The organism is Pseudomonas lini (assembly GCF_964063345.1).
Classification (GTDB): domain Bacteria; phylum Pseudomonadota; class Gammaproteobacteria; order Pseudomonadales; family Pseudomonadaceae; genus Aquipseudomonas; species Aquipseudomonas lini_B.
This window is the reverse complement of record NZ_OZ061318.1, coordinates 2,942,482-2,962,122: the sequence shown is the minus strand read 5'-3', so window position 1 is coordinate 2,962,122 and position 19,641 is coordinate 2,942,482. Positions and strand designations below refer to the sequence as shown.

At 59.2% G+C, this 19,641-nt stretch carries 21 protein-coding genes and 1 other RNA gene; 10 read left to right on the top strand and 12 right to left on the bottom strand.

Going from position 1 to position 19,641, the window contains the following annotated elements:
• Positions 1 to 8 precede the first annotated feature (8 nt).
• Complete coding sequence (gene ppk1 / locus AB3226_RS13455) at positions 9 to 2,231, top strand: polyphosphate kinase 1 (RefSeq protein WP_367373397.1); 2,223 nt, start codon at positions 9 to 11, stop codon at positions 2,229 to 2,231.
• Between the two features lie 120 nt (positions 2,232 to 2,351).
• Here the strand turns inward: ppk1 and ppx are convergent, their stop codons facing one another.
• The 5 genes from ppx to AB3226_RS13430 form a co-directional block, all read right to left on the bottom strand.
• Positions 2,352 to 3,854, bottom strand: a complete 1,503-nt coding sequence (gene ppx, locus AB3226_RS13450) for an exopolyphosphatase (RefSeq protein WP_367373396.1) — start codon at positions 3,852 to 3,854, stop codon at positions 2,352 to 2,354.
• Positions 3,855 to 4,104: 250 nt separating this feature from the next.
• Positions 4,105 to 4,842 (bottom strand): amino acid ABC transporter ATP-binding protein, encoded by a 738-nt coding sequence (locus tag AB3226_RS13445; protein WP_253546266.1) that lies wholly within the window; start codon positions 4,840 to 4,842, stop codon positions 4,105 to 4,107.
• Positions 4,829 to 5,479: an amino acid ABC transporter permease gene (locus AB3226_RS13440; RefSeq protein ID WP_367373395.1), complete on the bottom strand. Its 651-nt coding sequence runs from the start codon at positions 5,477 to 5,479 to the stop codon at positions 4,829 to 4,831. The genes AB3226_RS13445 and AB3226_RS13440 overlap by 14 nt, the downstream gene beginning before the upstream one ends.
• Complete coding sequence (locus tag AB3226_RS13435; protein WP_367373394.1) at positions 5,476 to 6,156, bottom strand: amino acid ABC transporter permease; 681 nt, start codon at positions 6,154 to 6,156, stop codon at positions 5,476 to 5,478. The genes AB3226_RS13440 and AB3226_RS13435 overlap by 4 nt, the downstream gene beginning before the upstream one ends.
• A 19-nt stretch (positions 6,157 to 6,175) precedes the next feature.
• Positions 6,176 to 6,961 carry a transporter substrate-binding domain-containing protein gene (locus AB3226_RS13430; protein ID WP_367373393.1) on the bottom strand — a complete coding sequence of 262 codons (786 nt, stop codon included), beginning with the start codon at positions 6,959 to 6,961 and terminating at the stop codon, positions 6,176 to 6,178.
• Between the two features lie 257 nt (positions 6,962 to 7,218).
• On the opposite strand from AB3226_RS13430, the gene AB3226_RS13425 reads away from it, so the two are divergent.
• The 6 genes from AB3226_RS13425 (at position 7,219) to AB3226_RS13400 (ending at position 13,367) form a co-directional block, all read left to right on the top strand.
• On the top strand, positions 7,219 to 7,926 hold the full coding sequence (locus tag AB3226_RS13425) for a FadR/GntR family transcriptional regulator (RefSeq protein ID WP_367373392.1): 708 nt from the start codon (positions 7,219 to 7,221) through the stop codon (positions 7,924 to 7,926).
• Between the two features lie 122 nt (positions 7,927 to 8,048).
• Positions 8,049 to 8,378, top strand: coding sequence for a thioredoxin TrxA (trxA, locus tag AB3226_RS13420; RefSeq protein ID WP_007899382.1), 330 nt, complete (start codon positions 8,049 to 8,051; stop codon positions 8,376 to 8,378).
• 247 nt (positions 8,379 to 8,625) lie between these two features.
• Complete coding sequence (gene rho, locus AB3226_RS13415; RefSeq protein WP_007899384.1) at positions 8,626 to 9,885, top strand: transcription termination factor Rho; 1,260 nt, start codon at positions 8,626 to 8,628, stop codon at positions 9,883 to 9,885.
• Between the two features lie 143 nt (positions 9,886 to 10,028).
• Entirely contained in the window at positions 10,029 to 11,495 is a 1,467-nt protein-coding gene (gene ubiD, locus AB3226_RS13410) for a 4-hydroxy-3-polyprenylbenzoate decarboxylase (RefSeq protein ID WP_367373391.1), read from the top strand.
• Complete coding sequence (locus AB3226_RS13405) at positions 11,495 to 12,463, top strand: CDP-6-deoxy-delta-3,4-glucoseen reductase (RefSeq protein ID WP_367373390.1); 969 nt, start codon at positions 11,495 to 11,497, stop codon at positions 12,461 to 12,463. Before ubiD ends, AB3226_RS13405 begins: the two co-directional genes overlap by 1 nt.
• A gap of 235 nt (positions 12,464 to 12,698) precedes the next feature.
• Positions 12,699 to 13,367, top strand: a complete 669-nt coding sequence (locus AB3226_RS13400; protein WP_038980835.1) for a gamma-glutamylcyclotransferase — start codon at positions 12,699 to 12,701, stop codon at positions 13,365 to 13,367.
• Here the strand turns inward: AB3226_RS13400 and glpT are convergent.
• Positions 13,343 to 14,692: a glycerol-3-phosphate transporter gene (glpT, locus tag AB3226_RS13395; RefSeq protein WP_008012529.1), complete on the bottom strand. Its 1,350-nt coding sequence runs from the start codon at positions 14,690 to 14,692 to the stop codon at positions 13,343 to 13,345. The two genes, AB3226_RS13400 and glpT, sit on opposite strands and share 25 nt — an antisense overlap.
• A gap of 219 nt (positions 14,693 to 14,911) precedes the next feature.
• Positions 14,912 to 15,889 (bottom strand): NADPH:quinone oxidoreductase family protein, encoded by a 978-nt coding sequence (locus tag AB3226_RS13390; RefSeq protein ID WP_367373389.1) that lies wholly within the window; start codon positions 15,887 to 15,889, stop codon positions 14,912 to 14,914.
• 150 nt (positions 15,890 to 16,039) lie between these two features.
• Between AB3226_RS13390 and AB3226_RS13385 the strand changes: the two genes are divergently transcribed.
• Complete coding sequence (locus AB3226_RS13385) at positions 16,040 to 16,447, top strand: flagellar basal body-associated protein FliL (RefSeq protein ID WP_038980837.1); 408 nt, start codon at positions 16,040 to 16,042, stop codon at positions 16,445 to 16,447.
• Positions 16,448 to 16,602: 155 nt separating this feature from the next.
• Here AB3226_RS13385 and AB3226_RS13380 read toward each other — a convergent pair whose 3' ends face one another.
• Positions 16,603 to 17,055: an EVE domain-containing protein gene (locus tag AB3226_RS13380; protein WP_367373388.1), complete on the bottom strand. Its 453-nt coding sequence runs from the start codon at positions 17,053 to 17,055 to the stop codon at positions 16,603 to 16,605.
• 200 nt (positions 17,056 to 17,255) lie between these two features.
• Between AB3226_RS13380 and AB3226_RS13375 the strand changes: the two genes are divergently transcribed.
• Positions 17,256 to 17,405, top strand: a complete 150-nt coding sequence (locus AB3226_RS13375) for a hypothetical protein (RefSeq protein WP_018927582.1) — start codon at positions 17,256 to 17,258, stop codon at positions 17,403 to 17,405.
• Between the two features lie 34 nt (positions 17,406 to 17,439).
• On the opposite strand, the gene AB3226_RS13370 is transcribed toward AB3226_RS13375, so the two are convergent.
• From AB3226_RS13370 to AB3226_RS13355, 4 genes are all read right to left on the bottom strand, one after another.
• On the bottom strand, positions 17,440 to 18,045 hold the full coding sequence (locus AB3226_RS13370) for a 5-formyltetrahydrofolate cyclo-ligase (RefSeq protein WP_367373387.1): 606 nt from the start codon (positions 18,043 to 18,045) through the stop codon (positions 17,440 to 17,442).
• 85 nt (positions 18,046 to 18,130) lie between these two features.
• A non-coding RNA gene (ssrS, locus tag AB3226_RS13365) (6S RNA) lies at positions 18,131 to 18,309 on the bottom strand.
• 30 nt (positions 18,310 to 18,339) lie between these two features.
• Positions 18,340 to 18,657, bottom strand: coding sequence for a cell division protein ZapA (locus tag AB3226_RS13360; RefSeq protein WP_007899404.1), 318 nt, complete (start codon positions 18,655 to 18,657; stop codon positions 18,340 to 18,342).
• The gene (locus AB3226_RS13355) at positions 18,654 to 18,863 is read right to left on the bottom strand and encodes a TIGR02449 family protein (RefSeq protein ID WP_007899405.1); all 210 of its coding nucleotides are present in this window, start codon (positions 18,861 to 18,863) and stop codon (positions 18,654 to 18,656) included. Before AB3226_RS13355 ends, AB3226_RS13360 begins: the two co-directional genes overlap by 4 nt.
• A 218-nt stretch (positions 18,864 to 19,081) precedes the next feature.
• On the opposite strand from AB3226_RS13355, the gene AB3226_RS13350 reads away from it, so the two are divergent.
• Entirely contained in the window at positions 19,082 to 19,636 is a 555-nt protein-coding gene (locus AB3226_RS13350; RefSeq protein ID WP_008012538.1) for a YecA family protein, read from the top strand.
• Positions 19,637 to 19,641 lie beyond the last annotated feature (5 nt).

Genomic DNA, 19,641 nt, shown 5'->3' with positions numbered 1-19,641 from the left:
AACATTCGATGAATACCGAAGGACTCACTGAAGTTGCCGTAAAAGACGCTCAACCTGTGGTGGAGCAAATCGCCGAAACCCCGCCGGAGCTGGAGCCTGCTCCACCCGCGGTGGTGGCCGAGCCCGTTGTGGCGGCGCCAGCGATTGCCATTCCCGGCCTGGATGACAGCAGCCTGTACATCCATCGTGAGCTCTCGCAACTGCAGTTCAACATCCGCGTGCTGGAGCAGGCGCTGGATGAGTCTTACCCGTTGCTGGAGCGGCTGAAGTTTCTGCTGATCTTTTCCAGCAACCTGGACGAGTTCTTCGAGATTCGGGTGGCCGGCCTGAAGAAGCAGATCACCTTCGCCCGTGAACAGGCTGGCGCCGATGGCTTGCAACCGCACCAGGCCCTGGCTCGCATCAGCGAGCTGGTGCACGGCCACGTCGATCGCCAATACGCGATCCTCAACGACATTTTGTTGCCGGAACTGGAAAAACATCAGGTCCGCTTCATCCGCCGCCGCTACTGGACCACCAAGCTCAAGACCTGGGTTCGTCGTTATTTCCGCGACGAGATCGCGCCGATCATCACCCCGATCGGCCTTGACCCGACACACCCGTTTCCGTTGCTGGTGAACAAGAGCCTGAACTTCATCGTCGAGCTCGAAGGCGTCGACGCCTTCGGTCGCGACTCCGGTCTGGCGATCATCCCGGCGCCGCGTCTGTTGCCGCGAATCATCAAGGTGCCGGAAGAAGTTGGTGGCCCGGGCGACAATTACGTGTTCCTGTCGTCGATGATCCACGCCCACGCCGATGACCTGTTCCAGGGCATGAAGGTCAAGGGCTGCTACCAGTTCCGCCTGACCCGTAACGCCGACCTCGCGGTCGATACCGAAGACGTGGAAGACCTGGCGCGCGCCCTGCGCGGCGAGTTGTTCTCCCGTCGCTACGGTGACGCGGTGCGGCTGGAAGTGGCCGATACCTGCCCGAAACACCTGTCCGATTACCTGCTCAAGCAATTCAACCTGCACGAGACCGAGCTGTATCAGGTCAACGGCCCGGTCAACCTGACCCGGCTGTTCAGCATCACCGGCCTGGACAGTCATCCGGAGCTGCAATACACGCCGTTCACCCCGCAGATCCCGAAACTGCTGCAAAACAGCGAGAACATTTTCAGCGTGATCAGCAAGCAGGATATCCTGCTGCTGCACCCGTTCGAGTCGTTCACCCCGGTGGTCGATTTGCTGCGCCAGGCGGCCAAGGATCCTCATGTGTTGGCGGTTCGTCAGACGTTGTATCGCAGCGGCGCCAACTCGGAGATCGTCGATGCGCTGGTGGACGCTGCGCGTAACGGCAAGGAAGTGACCGCGGTAATCGAATTGCGCGCGCGGTTCGACGAAGAGTCCAACCTGCAACTGGCCAGCCGTCTGCAAGCGGCCGGTGCGGTAGTGATTTACGGCGTGGTCGGCTTCAAGACCCACGCCAAGATGATGCTGATTTTGCGCCGCGAGGCTGGCGAGATTGTCCGTTACGCCCACTTGGGTACCGGCAACTACCATGCGGCCAACGCCCGTCTGTACACCGACTACAGCCTGCTGACCTCCGACGATGCCTTGTGCGAAGACGTCGGCAAACTGTTCAGCCAGTTGATCGGCATGGGTAAAACCCTGCGCATGAAGAAACTGCTACATGCGCCGTTCACGTTGAAGAAGGGCATGCTCGACATGATTGCCCGCGAGACTCAGTTCGCCCTCGACGGCAAACCTGCGCACATCATCGCCAAGTTCAACTCGCTGACCGATCCGAAAGTCATCCGCGCGTTGTACAAGGCCAGTCAGTCCGGTGTGCGTATCGATCTGGTGGTGCGCGGCATGTGCTGCTTGCGACCGGGCATCGCCGGGGTCTCCCACAACATCCACGTGCGCTCGATCATCGGTCGCTTCCTGGAACATACCCGGGTCTTCTACTTCCTCAACGGCGGCGAAGAACAGATGTTCCTGTCCAGTGCCGACTGGATGGAGCGCAACCTCGACAAGCGTGTCGAGACTTGCTTCCCGGTCGAAGGCAAGAAGCTGATCATGCGGGTCAAGAAAGAGCTGGAGCTCTATCTCACCGACAACACCCACAGCTGGAGCCTGCAGGCGGACGGTCGCTACATCCGCAACACGCCGACCGGCAACCAGAACCCGCGCAGTGCCCAGGCAACCTTGCTTGAGCGTTTGGGCAGCCCGATTCTGGCGGTCCGTTAACGTAGATTCGGTTGATACAAAAAAAGGGCGATCCATGTGGATCGCCCTTTTTTATCCCCGCCCGAGGGGTGAATGACTTGCTCCCTCGCCACAGGGATAGTGTTCGCCCTTTCTGGGGTTTTAGCGGACGTTGAGTACGAAGCTGACGCGGGTCAGCCACTCTGCTTCCAGGGCGAAGTCGGCCTGGGTCAACTGGTTGTCGTCCAGCCAGTGTTCCGGGAACAACACATCCAGGCTATCGCCATTGGCGTGCAGCACCACTTGTGGCATTTCCTGCGTGCCGCGGATGTGATGGAACAGAATCGCAAAGCGCAGCAGCACGCACAGGCGAATCAGCTTGATGCCGTCGTCACCGAAGTCGGCGAACTTGTCCTTGGGAATGTTGCGTCGGTGGCCACGCACCAGCAGCGCGAGCATTTGCTGGTCTTCACGGGAAAATCCGGCGAGGTCCGAGTGCTCGATCAGGTAGGCGCCGTGCTTGTGGTACTGATAGTGGGCGATGTCCAGGCCCACCTCATGGACCTTGGCCGCCCAGCCCAGCAATTCGCGCCAGACACCGTCGTTCAGGTCCCAGTCTTCAGCCACTTGATCGAAGGCATGCAGCGCCTTGCGTTCGACACGCGCCGCTTGTTCGAGGTCTACGTGGTAACGCTCCATCAGCGAGCTGAGCGTACGTTCACGGACGTCTTCGTGATGATGACGGCCCAGCAGGTCATAGAGCACGCCTTCGCGCAGGGCGCCTTCACAGTGATCCATGCGTTGCAGTTCGAGGGAGTCGAAGATTGCTTCGAGAATCGCCAAACCGGCGGGGAAGATCGCCCGGCGGTCGGGCTTGATGCCTTCGAAGTCGATTTTCTCGGCATCGCCGAGTTTGAACAGCTTGCGCTTGAGCCAGGCCAGGCCTTCGGCATTCACTTCGCCAGTGCCATGCCCGCCGGCCTTCAACGCCAGGCCAATGGCGCGAATGGTGCCCGAGGAGCCGATGGCTTCATCCCAGGTCAGGCGGTGCAGGGCGTGTTCGATGCTCATGATCTCCAGCCGCGCCGCGGTATACGCCTGGGCGTAGCGGGCCGGGGTGATCTTGCCATCCTTGAAATAGCGCTGGGTGAAGCTCACGCAGCCCATTTGCAGGCTTTCGCGCAGCAACGGTTCGAAGCGCTGGCCGATGATGAATTCAGTACTGCCGCCGCCGATATCGGCCACCAGACGCTTGCCTGGGGTGTCGGCGAGGGTATGGGAGACGCCGAGGTAAATCAGGCGCGCTTCTTCTCGGCCGGAGATGACTTCTACCGGATGGCCGAGAATTTCTTCGGCACGGTGGATGAATTCGGCGCGGTTACGGGCTTCGCGCAGGGCGTTGGTGCCGACGATCCGCACGGTGCCGGGCGGCATACCGTTGATCAGTTGGGCGAAACGCTTCAGGCAATCGAGCCCGCGCTGCATGGATTCTTCGCTGAGTTGACGTTCTTCGTCGATGCCGGCGGCCAGCTGAACCTTCTCCCCGAGACGTTCGAGAATCCGGATTTCGCCGTTCTGGGCCTTGGCCACGACCATGTGAAAGCTGTTGGAGCCCAGGTCGATTGCGGCGATCAGGGACAGATTCTTGGCTTGGGATAGCGGCATGGTCAGGGGGTCTCGGTCGATAACCTCGACATCCTGCCACGATCAAACGCTGCCGCCAACGCGTAGAGTTTAAAGCTTTGATCCAGCGCATGGCCGACATAAGTTCCCTGTGGCGAGGGAGCTTGCTCCCGCTGGGCTGCGTAGCGGCCCTAAAACCATTCAACGCGGTGCATCAGGAAAAAGGTGTATGGCAGGTTTTACGACTGCTGCGCAGCCGAGCGGGAGCAAGCTCCCTCGCCACAGGGGGGTATTAGCCCGCCGCCTCAACCGTCCCGATGAAATTCGCCAGCTCCGCCGTCTGCGGGTTGGCAAACAACACCTTCGGATCCCCCACCTCATGCACCTTGCCATGGTGCATGAACACTAATTTGTCCCCAACCTCGCGGGCAAAGCGCATTTCATGGGTGACCATGATCAGCGTCATGCCCTCCTTGGCCAGTTGCCGGACCACGCTCAGCACTTCGTTGACCAGTTCCGGGTCGAGTGCCGAGGTGATCTCATCGCACAGCAAGACTTTCGGCGACATCGCCAACGCCCGAGCAATCGCTACCCGCTGTTGCTGGCCGCCGGAGAGTCGATCCGGGAAGGCATCAAACTTCTCCCCCAACCCGACCCGTTCCAGCATCTGCCGCGCCAGCTCGGCGGCTTTGGCTTTCGGCACTTTCTGCACCACTTGCGGCGCGAGCATGACGTTTTCGCCCACGGTGAGGTGCGGGAACAGATTGAACTGCTGGAACACCATCCCGACTTTCTGCCGCAGGCTGCGCAGGTCGGCGCGGGCGGCGTCGAGGTATTCGCCGTCGACTTCGATCACGCCGTCATTGATCGACTCCAGGCCATTGAGGGTGCGCAGCAAGGTGGATTTGCCCGAGCCGCTGCGGCCGATGATCGCCACCACCTGGCCTTCCTCGACACTCAGGTCGATGCCTTTGAGCACATGGTGATCGCCGTAATATTTATGCAGGGCGGAAATTCTAAGCAGAGGCATGCAGTCTCCTTTCCAGGTAGCGCGCACTGAGGGACAAGGGGTAGCAGAGCAGGAAGTAACCGAGCGCCACCAGGCCGTAGACCATGAAAGGCTCGAAGGTCGCGTTGGCGAGCATGCCGCCGGTCTTGGTCAGTTCGGTGAAGCCGATGATCGAGGTGACGGCGGTGCCTTTGACCACTTGCACCGAGAAACCCACGGTTGGCGCCACGGCGATGCGCAGGGCTTGCGGCAGGATCACGTAACGCAGTTGCTCCAGCGGATTGAGCGCCAGACTCGACGAGGCTTCCCACTGGCCATTGGGGATCGAGTCGACGCAACCGCGCCAGATCTCCGCCAGGTAGGCGCTGGTGAACAGCGTCAAGGCAATCGCCGCCGCCATCCACGGCGAAATCTCCAGACCGGCCAACGCCACACCGAAGAACACCAGAAACAGCTGCATCAATAGCGGCGTGCCCTGGAACAGTTCGATGTAGGTGCGGGCGAAGTTGCTGGGCAGGGACTTTTTTGAAATCCGCATCACCATGATCAGCAAACCGATCAGCCCACCGCCGATAAACGCCACCAGCGACAACGCCAGGGTCCATTGCAGGCCCATGAGCAGATTGCGCAGGATGTCCCAGAAGGTGAAATCGCTCATTGGCTGGTCCTTGCGCTGCTTCTTGATATAAACCGCCGGCCGATCCAGTTCAGCAATTGGCGGATCAGCAGCGCCATGCACAGGTAGATCAATGTGGTCAGGGCATAGGTTTCAAAGGCGCGGAAGTTGCGCGATTGAATGAAGTTGGCGGCGAAGCTCAGCTCTTCGGTGGCGATCTGCGAACAGACCGCCGAGCCGAGCATCACGATGATGATCTGGCTGCTCAGGGCCGGCCAGACCTTGCCCAGCGCCGGCAACAGAACCACGTGGCGGAAAGCTTCGAAGCGGGTCATTGCCAGAGCGGCCGCGGCTTCCAGCTGCCCGCGAGGGATCGCTTGAATGCCGGCGCGGATGATCTCGGTCGAATAGGCGCCGAGGTTGATCACCATCGCCAGCACCGCCGCCTGCCATTCGGAAATCTGCAGGCCCAGCGACGGCAAACCGAAGAAGATGAAAAACAACTGGACCAGGAATGGCGTGTTGCGGATCAACTCGACGTAAACCCCGAAAATGCCGGCGAACGGGCGGATGTTCCACGCCCGCACCAGTGCCCCGACGATGCCCAGACTGACTCCGAGCACCGCGCCAATGGCCGTCAACTCAAGGGTGAACAGCGCACCGCGCAGCAGCAGGTCGGTGTTTTCCACCACCGGCAAGAAATCGAACTGATAAGCCATAAATCGTCTCCGCGAACGATCAGAGATCGGCCGGCAGCGGCTCTTTCAGCCAGGTTTGCGAATTTTTTTCCAGCGCACCATCAGCCTTGGCCGTGGCGAGGATGTCATTGACCTTGCCCAGCAATGCCGGCTCGTTCTTGTTCACGCCGACGTAAACCGGCGAATCCTTGAGCTTCACTTTCAGGGCCGGCACGCGTTTCGGGTTTTTCTCGCTGATCGCCACCATCACCACGTTACCGCTGGCGATCAGGTCGACTTGCCCTGCGAGGTAGGCGGCGATGGTCGAGTTGTTGTCTTCGAAGCGCTTGATGGTCGCGCCTTCGGGAGCGACTTTGGTCAACTCGATGTCTTCAATGGCGCCACGGGTGACGCTGATGGTTTTGCCCTTGAGATCGTCCAGGCCCTTGATGGTGGCGTCTGGCGGGCCGAACACGGCGAGGTAGAACGGTGCGTAGGCTCGGGAGAAGTCGATGACTTTTTCGCGCTCAGGGTTCTTGCCGAGGCTGGAAATCACCAGGTCGACTTTGCCGGTGGTCAGAAACGGAATGCGGTTGGTGCTGTTGACCGGGGTCAGTTCGAGTTTGACCTTGAGTTGGTCGGCCAGCAGTTTGGCGGTGTCGATGTCCAGGCCCCGAGGTTTCATGTCCGGGCCGACCGAACCGAACGGCGGGAAGTCCTGGGGCACGGCGACTTTGAGGGTGCCGCGCTTGACCACATCCTCCAGGCCGTCGGCGTGGGCGGGTGCCTGGCTCAGCATCAGGCTGGCAAACAGGGCTGCGAGGAGGGCGCTGTAACGCATGGTCATGGCAAATCTCCGGATCGGCGGGAAGTGATTTCTGCGGATCGACAGAGCATGGGCCATGCCAAGATTCGATTTTGGGGCGCGCAGGCCACGGTTTTGCTGGTGTTGTTCGGTCTTACTGGTCTGAACAGTGGGGTGGCATTTCGCACCCTGATGGCGCACCCGTGAAAATTCCCGAACCCCCATGGGGCACGACTTGCCGGGCGTCGCGAATAGCTTTACAACTAGCCGCTCATTGGCCTGGCTCGTCTGAAAAAACCATGAACTCGATCTCCCGCGCCGTACCCGAAGTGGCGCTGCAAGCCATCCGCAAACTGATCGCCGAACAAGGTTTTGGGGCGGGGGATGCCTTGCCCTCGCAACGGGACCTGGCGGTGCAATTGGGGGTCAGTCGGGCGTCATTGCGTGAGGCGTTATCGTCCCTGAGTGCGCTGGGCGTGATCAGTATCCAGCCAGGCAAGGGCGTGTTCGTGCAGTCATCGGTCGATCTGCCCCGGGGCGATGCAGCGCCGGGCTGGCCGTTCGCAGCTCAGGCATCGCCGTTGGACATCTTCCAGTTGCGCTACGCGCTGGAAGGTTTTGCCGCCGGGCTGGCGGCCGTGACCCTGAGCACCGATGAGCTCGATGCCCTGGAAGACAATGTCGCCGCCATGCGCAATGAACTGCGTGCCGCTGACTTCGATGCCGCGGCGCGACTGGATTTCGAGTTTCACCGGCGCATTCTTCTCGCCAGCGGCAATCAGGCGATGCTGAGCATTCTGACGGCCAGCGCCGACATCTTCCTGGAGAGCCAGAAGCTACCGTTCATCCGGGCCGAACGGGCCATGGAAACCTGGCAGGAACACCGTAAAATCCTCCGCGCGCTGGCTCGTCGGGCCTCAAGTGCTGCGCAGAAGGCCATGCAGGAGCATGTGCGCAACGCCGCCCTGCGCACTGGAATCGCTTTCGTGGCTCCCGCCACCTCGTGACTTGAGCTATACCCAAACTCATGGGCCACCATAGCGAGACTCAATCATCTGCGGCTTCCTGAACACGGGAAGGGCGGCTATGATGGGCCACGTTTTTTATTGCTTACAACCCGGAGACATCCATGAGCAGCGATCTTATCAAGCACGTCACCGACGCGAACTTCGAAGAAGAAGTACTGAAGGCTGCTGGCCCTGTGCTTGTTGACTACTGGGCTGAGTGGTGCGGCCCTTGCAAAATGATCGCCCCGGTTCTGGACGAAATCGCTGGCACCTACGCTGGCAAGCTGACCGTTGCCAAGCTGAACATCGACGAAAACCAGGAAACCCCGGCCAAGCACGGCGTACGTGGTATCCCGACGCTGATGCTGTTCAAGAACGGCAACGTCGAAGCCACCAAGGTTGGCGCGCTGTCGAAGTCGCAACTGGCTGCTTTCCTCGACGCCAACATCTAAGCGTTGTTATAAAGCGTCATGAAAAGGCCCCGCATTATGCGGGGCCTTTTCGTTATTGAGGGCTAGACGCTCTGAAACTCAGGTGGTACATTCGGCCCCGCACTGGTTTCTCCACTGCCCCCTGCTAGCCGTCGCCGACGCACTCCTTTTCGAATAAGTACGCGATCCTGTCGCCTTCTCTGCGGCGCGGCCTCATTAAGCCAAAAGCTTAATTTCCCCCCTCCATAAATGATTACGTCATTCCTATATGAATCTGACTGAACTCAAGCAAAAGCCGATTACCGAACTGCTCGAATTGGCCGAACAGATGGGCATAGAAAATATGGCCCGTTCGCGCAAGCAGGACGTGATTTTCTCCCTGCTCAAAAAGCACGCTAAAAGCGGCGAGGAAATCTCCGGTGATGGCGTGCTGGAGATTCTCCAGGACGGCTTCGGCTTCCTGCGCTCCGCTGACGCTTCCTATCTCGCCGGCCCAGACGATATCTACGTCTCGCCGAGCCAGATCCGCCGCTTCAACTTGCGCACCGGTGACACCATCGTTGGCAAGATCCGCCCTCCAAAGGAAGGCGAGCGGTATTTCGCGCTGCTCAAGGTCGACACGATCAATTACGATCGTCCCGAGAACGCGAAAAACAAGATTCTCTTCGAGAACCTGACCCCGCTGTTCCCGACCGTGCGCATGAAGATGGAAGCCGGCAACGGTTCCACCGAAGACTTGACCGGTCGTGTCATCGACCTGTGCGCCCCGATCGGCAAAGGCCAGCGCGGCCTGATCGTTGCACCGCCCAAAGCCGGTAAAACGATCATGCTGCAGAACATCGCGGCGAACATCGCACGTAACAATCCTGAAGTTCATCTGATCGTATTGCTGATCGACGAACGTCCGGAAGAAGTGACCGAAATGCAGCGCACCGTGCGCGGCGAAGTAGTTGCCTCGACGTTCGACGAGCCGCCAACCCGCCACGTGCAGGTTGCCGAAATGGTGATCGAGAAGGCCAAGCGCCTGGTCGAACACAAGAAAGACGTGGTGATCCTGCTCGACTCCATCACCCGTCTGGCGCGTGCCTACAACACCGTGATCCCGAGCTCCGGCAAGGTACTGACCGGTGGTGTCGATGCCCACGCCCTGGAGAAACCGAAACGTTTCTTCGGCGCTGCACGGAACATCGAAGAAGGCGGCTCGCTGACCATCATCGCTACCGCGCTGGTTGAAACCGGCTCGAAGATGGACGAAGTGATCTACGAAGAATTCAAAGGCACCGGCAACATGGAACTGCCTCTGGATCGCAAGATCGCTGAAAAACGTGTGTTCCCGGCCATCAACATCAACCGTTCCGGTACTCGCCGCGAAGAGTTGCTGACGGCCGACGACGAACTGCAGCGTATGTGGATCCTGCGCAAGCTGCTGCACCCGATGGACGAAGTCTCTGCCATCGAGTTCCTGGTCGACAAGCTGAAACAGACCAAGACCAACGACGAGTTCTTCCTGTCGATGAAGCGCAAGTAAATCGCAGAAAGTCAGCAAAAGCCGGGGAAACCCGGCTTTTTGCTATCTGATTTTTGATGAACCGGCAGTTCGTGGTTCTGAATAGAGGGGTTCGGCGCTAAACTGCCTGCCCCCGAACGCCACGGCCAACACGAGGCTCACGCATGCAGTATCGCGACTTGCGCGACTTTATCAGCGGCCTGGAAAAGCGCGGCGAACTCAAGCGCATCCAGGTTCCAGTGTCCCCAGTGCTCGAAATGACCGAGGTCTGCGATCGCACGTTGCGCGCCAAGGGCCCGGCGCTGCTTTTCGAAAACCCTACCGGTTATGACATTCCAGTACTCGGCAACCTGTTCGGCACCCCCGAGCGCGTGGCGCTGGGCATGGGCGCGGAAGCGGTCAGCGAGTTGCGCGAAATCGGCAAGCTGTTGGCGTTCCTCAAGGAGCCCGAGCCGCCGAAGGGCCTGAAGGACGCCTGGTCCAAGTTGCCGATCTTCCGCAAGATCATTGCCATGGCGCCGAAAGTCGTCAAAGACGCGGTGTGCCAGGAAGTGGTCATCGAAGGCGACGATGTCGATCTGGCGATGTTGCCGGTACAGACCTGCTGGCCGGGCGATGTAGGCCCGCTGATCACTTGGGGTCTGACCGTCACCAAAGGTCCGAACAAGGATCGCCAGAACCTCGGCATCTACCGTCAGCAAGTGATTGGCCGCAACAAGGTGATCATGCGCTGGTTGAGCCACCGTGGCGGCGCGCTGGATTACCGTGAGTGGTGCGAGAAACACCCCGGCCAGCCGTTCTCTGTCTCTGTGGCCTTGGGCGCTGACCCGGCAACCATTCTTGGCGCCGTGACGCCGGTGCCGGACAGCCTCTCCGAATACGCTTTCGCCGGTCTGTTGCGCGGCAATCGCACCGAACTGGTGAAGTGCCGTGGCAACGACCTGCAAGTGCCGGCCACCGCCGAGATCATCCTCGAAGGCGTGATCCATCCGGGCGAAATGGCCGATGAAGGTCCATACGGCGACCACACCGGCTACTACAACGAAGTCGACAGCTTCCCGGTGTTTACCGTCGAGCGCATCACCCACCGGATCAAACCGATCTACCACAGCACCTACACCGGCCGTCCGCCGGATGAGCCGGCGATTCTCGGCGTGGCGCTGAACGAAGTGTTCGTGCCGATCCTGCAAAAGCAGTTTCCGGAGATCACCGACTTCTACCTGCCGCCCGAAGGCTGTTCGTACCGCATGGCCATCGTGACCATGAAGAAGTCGTATCCTGGGCATGCCAAGCGGGTAATGCTCGGTGTCTGGTCGTTTTTGCGACAGTTCATGTACACCAAGTTCGTTATCGTCACTGACGACGATATCAACGCACGGGACTGGAACGACGTGATCTGGGCCATCACCACGCGCATGGACCCCAAGCGTGACACGGTGATGATCGACAACACGCCGATCGACTACCTGGACTTCGCCTCGCCGGTCTCCGGCCTGGGTTCGAAGATGGGGCTCGATGCCACGCATAAATGGCCGGGCGAAACCACTCGCGAGTGGGGCCGGGTCATCGTCAAGGATGAAGCCGTTACCCAACGGATCGATGCCATCTGGAATCAGTTAGGAATAGATTGATGCGTGTAACTTTGCAGCCCTCCGGAGCAGTGCTAGAGATTCTGCCCGGCGAGCGGATTCTCGATGGCGCGCGGCGCCTGGGCTATGAATGCCCGCAAAGCTGTCGCAACGGCAATTGTCATGTGTGCGGCGCGTTGCTGGTGGAAGGGCGGGTCGAACAAGCCGGCGATGTGCGCGACCATGGCGAGTTCTACACTTGCATAGCAGAGCCGCTGGAAGACTGCATCGTGCTGTGGGATGGCGTGCTCGCGCTGGGAGAGTTGCCGGTGCGCAGCGTGTCGTGTCAGGTCATTGAATGCAGGGACGTCGGCGGCGATACCTGGCGCGTGCGTCTGCGTGCGCCCGCGGGCAAGCCGCCGCGCTATCACGCCGGTCAGTACCTGATGATCGAGCGTGAGAACGGCGAGAAATCCGCCTTCTCCTTGGCCTCTGCACCGCATTCCGGCCGCGATCTGGAAATTCACGTACTGGCGCGCGAAAGCAGTGCGCTGAGCCTGATCGAACAGCTTCAGCGCAACTCGATGGTGCGCATCGAGATGCCATTCGGCGATACCCATCTGGCGGAACTGCCGGACGGTCCATTGGTACTGATTGCTGCCGGAACCGGCATGGGCCAGATCCACAGCCTGATCGAACATTGCCGGGCCACGGGTTTCAAGTATCCGGTGCATCTGTATTGGGGCGTGCGTCGTCCCGAAGACTTTTATGACATCGAGCATTGGGATGAATGGGAAAAACTGCCCAATTTATTCCTGCACAAAGTCGTCAGCGATCAATGTGGCTGGGGCGGGCGCTGCGGTATGTTGCATCAGGCGGTGTGTGAAGATTTCCCTGATCTGAAAGCCCTGCACGTCTACGCCAGCGGCTCTCCGGCCATGGTTTATGGCACGCTGGATGCGTTGGTCGAAGCAGGAATGGATGCCCATCAAATGCGCGCGGATGTTTTCGCTTACGCGCCTCGATCTTGATCCTCGATCTTGATCCTCGATCTTGATCCCCGATTTAAATCGTTATAACTCCCCATATAGCCGATCGGTATTTATAGATTTATATAAATGCCGGTAGGTTATATCTCATTCAGGCAATAAGTTTTAGAGCGCCGCCATGGCACTTAAATTGCCTTAAAACATATGTGCCTTATTGTTACAACGGTGCGTTCTATTAAGTAATTCTTCACTCGCGAGGAGCTGAACGCTATTCGCCATGAGCGCCATTGAATCTGCTTTTTTGAATCTGGCTTACCCTCCGCGGCTCGATCTGGGGCCGCAGCTTACGCACGAACAATTACTCGGCTCAATGCAGGCGACCATGGCACGCCACAAGGGTGGGCCGGTCTGGTTGTTCGCTTATGGTTCGCTGATCTGGCGTCCTGAATGTGCGGCGGTTGAGCGAGTACGCGGTCGCGTGCATGGCTACCATCGCGGCTTGTACCTGTGGTCCCACGAACATCGCGGTACGCCGGAGGTGCCAGGGCTGGTGTTTGGCCTGGATCGTGGCGGCTCATGCAGCGGGTTTGCCTATCGCTTGCCCGAAGAGCAACTCGAAGCTTCGCTTTATGCGCTCTGGCAGCGTGAAATGCCATTCCCGTCCTATCGTCCACATTGGCTCAACTGCCGTCTTGAAGACGGAAGCCAGGTTCAGGCATTGGGATTTGTATTGGAGCGGCACCTGCCCAGCTATGCCGGCAACTTGCCGGATCATGTGCTGAGCCAGGTATTCGAAAGCGCTTGCGGGCGTTACGGCACCACTCGCGAGTATGTCGAGCAGACTGCGCATGCCCTGCGTAGCCACGCCATGCCAGACCGGAATCTGGAGGCGCGGCTCAAGCGCTGCAAATCAAAGGCCGATCAGGCGATCGCTTCGCGGCTTTGACTGGCGACGTTCTTGTGACCCAGAGTGGGTGCAAGGAACGCCATCGCCAGCAGGCAGGCGACGACCAGCAGGATGAAGCCGCCATCCCAACCGAAATAGTCCACCGTGTAGCCCATCAGGGCACTGGCCGCGACTGAACCACCCAGGTAACCAAACAAACCGGTAAAACCGGCAGCCGTACCCGCCGCTTTCTTGGGCACCAGTTCCAGCGCCTGCAGACCCACCAGCATTACCGGGCCATAGATCAGGAAGCCGATCGCGAACAGCGAGATCATGTCGACCATTGGGTTACCCGGCGGATTCAACCAGTAAACGATCGTTGCAACGGTCACCAGTGCCATGAACACCATGCCCGTCAGGCCGCGGTTGCCCCGGAAGATCTTGTCCGACATCCAGCCGCACAGCAGCGTGCCGGGAATGCCTGCCCACTCGTACAGGAAGTAAGCCCAGGACGTTTTGTCGAAGTCGAAGTGCTTGACCTCTTTAAGGTAGGTCGGCGCCCAATCCAGAATGCCGTAGCGCAACAAGTAGACGAAGACGTTGGCCAGCGCGATGAACCAGAGCATTTTGTTGCGCAGCACGTATTTGACGAAGATGTCCTTGGCGCTGAATTCTTCTTCGTGGCTGGCGTCGTAGCCTTCCGGGTAATCGTTCTTGTACTTCTCGATGGGCGGCAAGCCCGTCGATTGCGGGGTGTCACGCATGACAATGAAGGCAAATACGGCGACCAGCAACGCCACCGCTGCCGGAACGTAGAACTTGCTGTGCCAGTCGTTGAACCAGCCCATGCCGAGGATCGCCAACGGGCCGATCAAGCCGCCGCCAACGTTATGCGCGGTGTTCCATACCGAAACCACACCGCCGCGTTCTTTCTGCGACCACCAGTGCACCATGGTTCGCCCGCTCGGTGGCCAACCCATGCCTTGCGCCCAGCCGTTGATGAACAACAGGATGAACATCATGGTCACGCTGGACGTCGCCCACGGTGCGAAACCGAAAACGAACATCACCCCGGCGGACACAATCAGGCCAAAGGGCAGGAAGTAACGAGGGTTGGAGCGGTCGGACACGATGCCCATCAAAAACTTGGAAAGACCGTAGGCGATTGCAATCGCCGACATCGCCACCCCGAGTTGGCCTTTTGTATAGCCTTGGGCGATCAGATCCGGAAATGCCAGGGTGAAGTTCTTGCGCAGCAGGTAGTAACCCGCATACCCAATGAAAATCCCGGCGAAGATCTGCCAGCGAAGGCGTCGGTAGGTGCTGTCTATTTTTTCTTCAGGCAATGGAGCCTGATGTGCGGCAGGACGAAAGAAAGCAAACATTCAAGAGCTCCAGATTTCTTGTTTTGACTGCGGATGCGAATGTTACAGTTTCGTTACCGAAAATAGCACCGGTCTGCATCGGCCAAATAGCTGAAATGTTGGAGATCACATGTTCTTTTATGAACATGTCGCTCAGGTATAAATGAAGGGCGGTATGGGGATGGCGGCACCGGGTCGCAGGGCTGGGACCCGGTTAGGTAAAACAGTTCAGGTAAACAATCAGCGAACCTGAACCACCACTTTCCCGACCGCCTTGCGCTGGCCAAGATCATTGATGGCCTGCGCCGCGTTGCTCAGCGGATACACCTGCGACACCAGTGGTTTCAATTTGCCCTCGGCAAACCAGCCAAACAACTGCTGGAAGTTGGCCGCGTTGTCCTGTGGCTGGCGCTGGGCAAACGAGCCCCAGAACACGCCGACTACCGCTGCGCCTTTGAGCAGTGCCAAGTTCACTGGCAGCTCAGGGATTCGTCCGCTGGCGAAGCCGACTACCAAAAGACGGCCGTTCCAGGCGATGGCGCGGATCGCCTGGTCGAACAGGTCGCCGCCCACCGGATCGTAGATCACGTCGGCGCCCTGGCCGTCGGTCAGGCGTTTAATCTCGTCCTTGAGGCTGGTTTCGCTGTAGTTGATCAACTCATCGGCACCGGCGGCCTTGGCCACCGCGAGTTTTTCCGCGCTGCTGGCGGCGGCGATTACCCGGGCGCCCATGGCTTTGCCGATTTCCACCGCGGCGAGGCCGACGCCACCGGAAGCACCGAGCACCAGCAAGGTTTCGCCGGGTTGCAGGTTGCCCCGTTGCTTGAGAGCGTGCATCGAAGTGCCGTAGGTCATGCTGAATGCGGCGGCGGTGTTGAAGTCCATTGATGACGGGATCGGCAACACGTTGTAGCCCGGCACCGCGACCTGCTCGGCAAAGCTGCCCCAGCCAGTCAGGGCCATGACCCGGTCGCCAATCTTGAGGTGGCTGACCTTTTCGCCCACCGAGCTGACCACGCCAGCTGCTTCGCCACCCGGAGAAAACGGGAAGGGCGGTTTGAACTGGTATTTGCCCTCAATGATCAATGTGTCCGGGAAGTTCACCCCAGCCGCGTGCACATCCAGCAGGATTTCATTCTTCTTCGCGACAGGACTGGCGACGTCTTCCAGCACCAGCGATTCGGCAGGGCCGAAGGCTTTGCACAGCACGGCTTTCATCAGGGCTATTCCTTTGGGAGTGATGGCCGATAAGTGTAGGTGTGTGAGTCATTGGGTCAACGAGCATGCCCGACCCTGATAGTCAGCCATAAGCTTGTGCTTGAGCGGCGGGTCGTTATGCTTGGCCGCAAACCGGATAAGGAGCGAATTGTGAAAGCGTGGATCATGTTGTTGCTGGCCCTGTCTCTGCCTGTGGCAGCGATGGCCGAAGAAGCCAAAGAAGGTGAGGCCCCTAAGGTCAACTACATCACCCTGAGCCCGCCATTCGTGGGCAACTATGGGCTGGACGGCACGCCGAAGCTCAAGGTCTACAAGGCCGATGTGGCGTTGCGGGTGACCGGTGAAGAGGCGACCAAAGCGGTGAAGGCCAATGAGCCATTGATCCGCAATCAGCTGGTGGCGTTGTTTGCACAGCAGACCACTGAAGCCATGAATAATGTCGAAGCCAAGGAAAAGCTGCGTCAGGAAGCCTTGAAGCAGACCCAGCAAGTGATGAACGACGAAACCGGCAAGCCGGTGGTTGAGGATTTGTTGTTCAACAATCTGATAATTCAATAAGTCTTTTGCTGTCCGGGCGGGCCTCATCGCGGGCAAGCCCGCTCCCACAATGATCTCCAGTGAATGCAGCCTTTGCATCCATCCCAGATCCCTGTGGGAGCGGCGGTGCGGCGATCCGACTTGCCCGCGATGACATTCGAAGTAGCGCTGGAGATTTACGGCTTGAGCGCAATCACCCCCGCCCACTGCTCGGCTGTCACTGGCATCACCGACAATCGCGAACCTTTCTGTACCAGTGGCATCTCGGCCAGCGCCGTTTGCTGCTTCAGATACTCCAGCTTCAGCACGCTGGCAAACGTCTCGACATGCGCAACATCAATCGCGCTCCAGGCGTTTTTCTCGGCAGTGGCCTTCGGATCGAAGTAATGACTCTCAGGCTCCAGCGCCGTCGGGTCCGGGTACGCGGCTTCGACAATCTTGCCGATCCCGGCAATCCCTGGCTCAGGGCAGCTGGAATGGTAGAAAAAGAACTCGTCACCCACCGCCATGGCCCGCAGGAAGTTACGCGCCTGGTAGTTGCGAACCCCGTCCCAGCGCGCTCGGCCAAGCTTCTGCAGGTCTTTGATCGAGAGTTCGTCGGGCTCGGATTTCATCAGCCAATAGGCCATGGGTTTGCTCCTTGCGAGGTGAGTGGGCAAGCGGTCGGGCAATTTTATGACAAACCGACAGTCGGTTGACGCCAGCGTTTGCGTGTCGGTTCACGTTGTCGCAAAATGCCGGCCTTCTAAGCTTGACGCTGCTGCACGGCCTACACCTACAACGGAAACCGCTGCTGTCATCGTGTTGATGTGCCTTTGGGGGGCAATCGATGAAACGCAAACCGGATTTACTATGGATTTTGGTAATTTTATTCGGCCTTGGTGTTGTGACCACCGGCTATGCCCAAAGCCTGTGGAACAACAAACCCGATGCTCCTGTCGAGATCGCACAGCAACAGCCGTCGGCCTTCAAGCGCTGAACCTGTCTTTCGACGCCGCTGAAATCAGTGGCGTCTAGTCCGCGAAATACCACGCGTTGTCCGTGACCGTTCCCTGCAGCGGCACATCCCAGCTCGCCTGAGCCAATCGTTGAACCTTCTGACATTCATGGGCCAGGCCCAGCAGCGTCGGCTTGCGCCAGTTTTTGCGGCGCGCCAGGTACGCCAGGCTCCGGTCGTAGAAACCACCGCCCATTCCCAGGCGTCCGCCGACATCGTCAAACCCCACCAGCGGCAACAACACCAGATCCAGCGCCCAGACCTTGCGTTGTCGGGCGATGTTGTGTCGAGGTTCGGGGATGCGAAAACGGTTAGGTTTGAGCTTTTCGCCGGAACGAATCCGCTGGAACACCATTTTGGTTCGCGGCCAGGCACTGAGCACCGGCAGATAAGTCGCCTTGCCCCGACGTTGTGCGGCACGCATCAGCAGACTCGGATCGATTTCACCGTCCATGGGCAGGTACAGGGAGATGTGTTTTGCGCGGCGGAACAGCGGATGCTGGGCCAATTGTTTATACAGCCCGCGAGCGGCCTCGCGCTGCTGACTGGGGGTCAGTGCGCGACGGGCCTTGCGCAGCATGCGTCGAAGTTGCGGGCGGGGCAGCAGCGCAGGTTCGGTCATGGATTCAGGCTTCGAAGTGCGAGTACGTAAAGCGTACCCGTAAAAAAGCCGATGCCGGTATTTAAACCGGCATCGGACTGGAATCAGGCTCCCCGGATGAACCGCTGTCGACTTAGCCCTTGAACCCGAAAGTTCAAGGTGGAAGATGCAGTAGGCTTTAAGGCTTTCCGTCTAGCGGACATGCACACCAGCCCAACGTGCAACCTCCAGGGTAGTGCGAATCGGCTCAGGGACGTCGTCAACTGGCAAGCACCCCAGGGAGTGATGCGAGTATACCCCAAGCGGTCGCGCGAATCAGCCCTTGGTGACATCCGGATCGGTCGACAACACCAGATCGACGCGGTCCAGCAGATCGCGAACCTGCTCACGGGTCGAACCGCTGGCCTGCACATCCGGGCGTTCTTCCTTGTGCAGGAGATCGTGCGTGATGTTCAGCGCGGCCATCACGGCGATGCGGTCGGCGCCGATGACTTTGCCGCTGCTGCGGATTTCGCGCATCTTGCCGTCCAGGTAACGGGCAGCGCTCACCAGGTTGCTGCGCTCTTCCTGGGGGCAGATGATCGAATATTCTTTGTCGAGGATCTGCACGGTAACGCTATTGCTTGAACTCATGAGTCTTGCTCCAGGGCCTTGAGGCGCGAAATCATCGATTCGACCTTACGCCGGGCGATTTCATTTTTTTCAATGAGATGCGCGCGTTCCTCGCGCCAGCTCTTTTCCTGAGCTAATAGGAGTCCATTCTGACTCTTTAGTTGCTCGACTCGAGTAATTAGCAGTTCGAGTCTGGCCATCAGCGCTTGCAGGTCGGTGTCTTCCATTGTGTCCACTGAGTTTGTGTCTGATGGATGGCAGGCCCTGTACGAAACTGCCTGCGCGTCGATCATGCTGCGTTAAAAACAGGCTCGCCTGATCGGCGCTCGGCGAGTTTCGTACAGACCCTGGCTGGCGGACAGCCTTTAATAGTCTTGGCGAGTCTGTCGATGTAGGATACAAGGCCTTCATTCTAGACATAGCGCCGTCTGGCGCCTAGCTGCCCATGCCCATTCAGAATTCTCCGTACCAAGCCTTTGCCACCCTGCTGAGCACCAGCGGCCATCCCGTCTCGCCTGCCGAACTGCACGGACTGTTGCTCGGCCGCAGTTGCGCCGGTGCCGGCTTCGAAGCCGACAGCTGGTTGGCCGACGCCGCCGAGCTGCTCGAAGGCGAACCACAAGACAACGTTCGCAACGCCTTGATCGGCCTGCAAGAGATGGTCAAGGGCGAGCTTACCAGCGACGACATGACCGTTGTTCTGCTGCTGCCGACCGACGACGCGCCGCTTACCGAGCGTGCGGCTGCACTGGGCCAGTGGTGCCAGGGCTTCCTTACCGGCTTCGGTCTGACCCGCCGTGAATATGCCTTGAGCACTGAAGCCACCGAAGTGCTGCAGGATCTGGCCGCTATCGCCCAGGTGCAAGACGCGCTGGAAGAGTCCGACGACGGCGAAAGCGATTACATGGAAGTGATGGAGTACCTGCGCGTCGCTCCGTTGCTGCTATTCACCGAAACCAAGAAAACCGACGAAGCGGCTGCCAAACCGTCGTTGCATTAATCGCG

Excerpts from the sequence above, each read along its gene's own strand:
- trxA (WP_007899382.1), top strand. The coding sequence starts at position 8,049 with ATGAGCAGCGATCTTATCAAGCACGTCACCGACGCGAACTTCGAAGAA.
- glpT (WP_008012529.1), bottom strand. The coding sequence starts at position 14,692 with ATGTTTGCTTTCTTTCGTCCTGCCGCACATCAGGCTCCATTGCCTGAA.
- AB3226_RS13355 (WP_007899405.1), bottom strand. The coding sequence starts at position 18,863 with ATGGAAGACACCGACCTGCAAGCGCTGATGGCCAGACTCGAACTGCTA.
- AB3226_RS13350 (WP_008012538.1), top strand. The coding sequence starts at position 19,082 with ATGCCCATTCAGAATTCTCCGTACCAAGCCTTTGCCACCCTGCTGAGC.
- AB3226_RS13435 (WP_367373394.1), bottom strand. The coding sequence starts at position 6,156 with ATGGCTTATCAGTTCGATTTCTTGCCGGTGGTGGAAAACACCGACCTG.
- AB3226_RS13400 (WP_038980835.1), top strand. The coding sequence starts at position 12,699 with ATGAGCGCCATTGAATCTGCTTTTTTGAATCTGGCTTACCCTCCGCGG.
- AB3226_RS13445 (WP_253546266.1), bottom strand. The coding sequence starts at position 4,842 with ATGCCTCTGCTTAGAATTTCCGCCCTGCATAAATATTACGGCGATCAC.
- AB3226_RS13360 (WP_007899404.1), bottom strand. The coding sequence starts at position 18,657 with ATGAGTTCAAGCAATAGCGTTACCGTGCAGATCCTCGACAAAGAATAT.
- AB3226_RS13405 (WP_367373390.1), top strand. The coding sequence starts at position 11,495 with ATGCGTGTAACTTTGCAGCCCTCCGGAGCAGTGCTAGAGATTCTGCCC.
- AB3226_RS13440 (WP_367373395.1), bottom strand. The coding sequence starts at position 5,479 with ATGAGCGATTTCACCTTCTGGGACATCCTGCGCAATCTGCTCATGGGC.
- rho (WP_007899384.1), top strand. The coding sequence starts at position 8,626 with ATGAATCTGACTGAACTCAAGCAAAAGCCGATTACCGAACTGCTCGAA.
- AB3226_RS13425 (WP_367373392.1), top strand. The coding sequence starts at position 7,219 with ATGAACTCGATCTCCCGCGCCGTACCCGAAGTGGCGCTGCAAGCCATC.
- ppx (WP_367373396.1), bottom strand. The coding sequence starts at position 3,854 with ATGCCGCTATCCCAAGCCAAGAATCTGTCCCTGATCGCCGCAATCGAC.
- ubiD (WP_367373391.1), top strand. The coding sequence starts at position 10,029 with ATGCAGTATCGCGACTTGCGCGACTTTATCAGCGGCCTGGAAAAGCGC.
- AB3226_RS13380 (WP_367373388.1), bottom strand. The coding sequence starts at position 17,055 with ATGGCCTATTGGCTGATGAAATCCGAGCCCGACGAACTCTCGATCAAA.
- ppk1 (WP_367373397.1), top strand. The coding sequence starts at position 9 with ATGAATACCGAAGGACTCACTGAAGTTGCCGTAAAAGACGCTCAACCT.
- AB3226_RS13430 (WP_367373393.1), bottom strand. The coding sequence starts at position 6,961 with ATGACCATGCGTTACAGCGCCCTCCTCGCAGCCCTGTTTGCCAGCCTG.
- AB3226_RS13375 (WP_018927582.1), top strand. The coding sequence starts at position 17,256 with ATGAAACGCAAACCGGATTTACTATGGATTTTGGTAATTTTATTCGGC.
- AB3226_RS13370 (WP_367373387.1), bottom strand. The coding sequence starts at position 18,045 with ATGACCGAACCTGCGCTGCTGCCCCGCCCGCAACTTCGACGCATGCTG.
- AB3226_RS13390 (WP_367373389.1), bottom strand. The coding sequence starts at position 15,889 with ATGAAAGCCGTGCTGTGCAAAGCCTTCGGCCCTGCCGAATCGCTGGTG.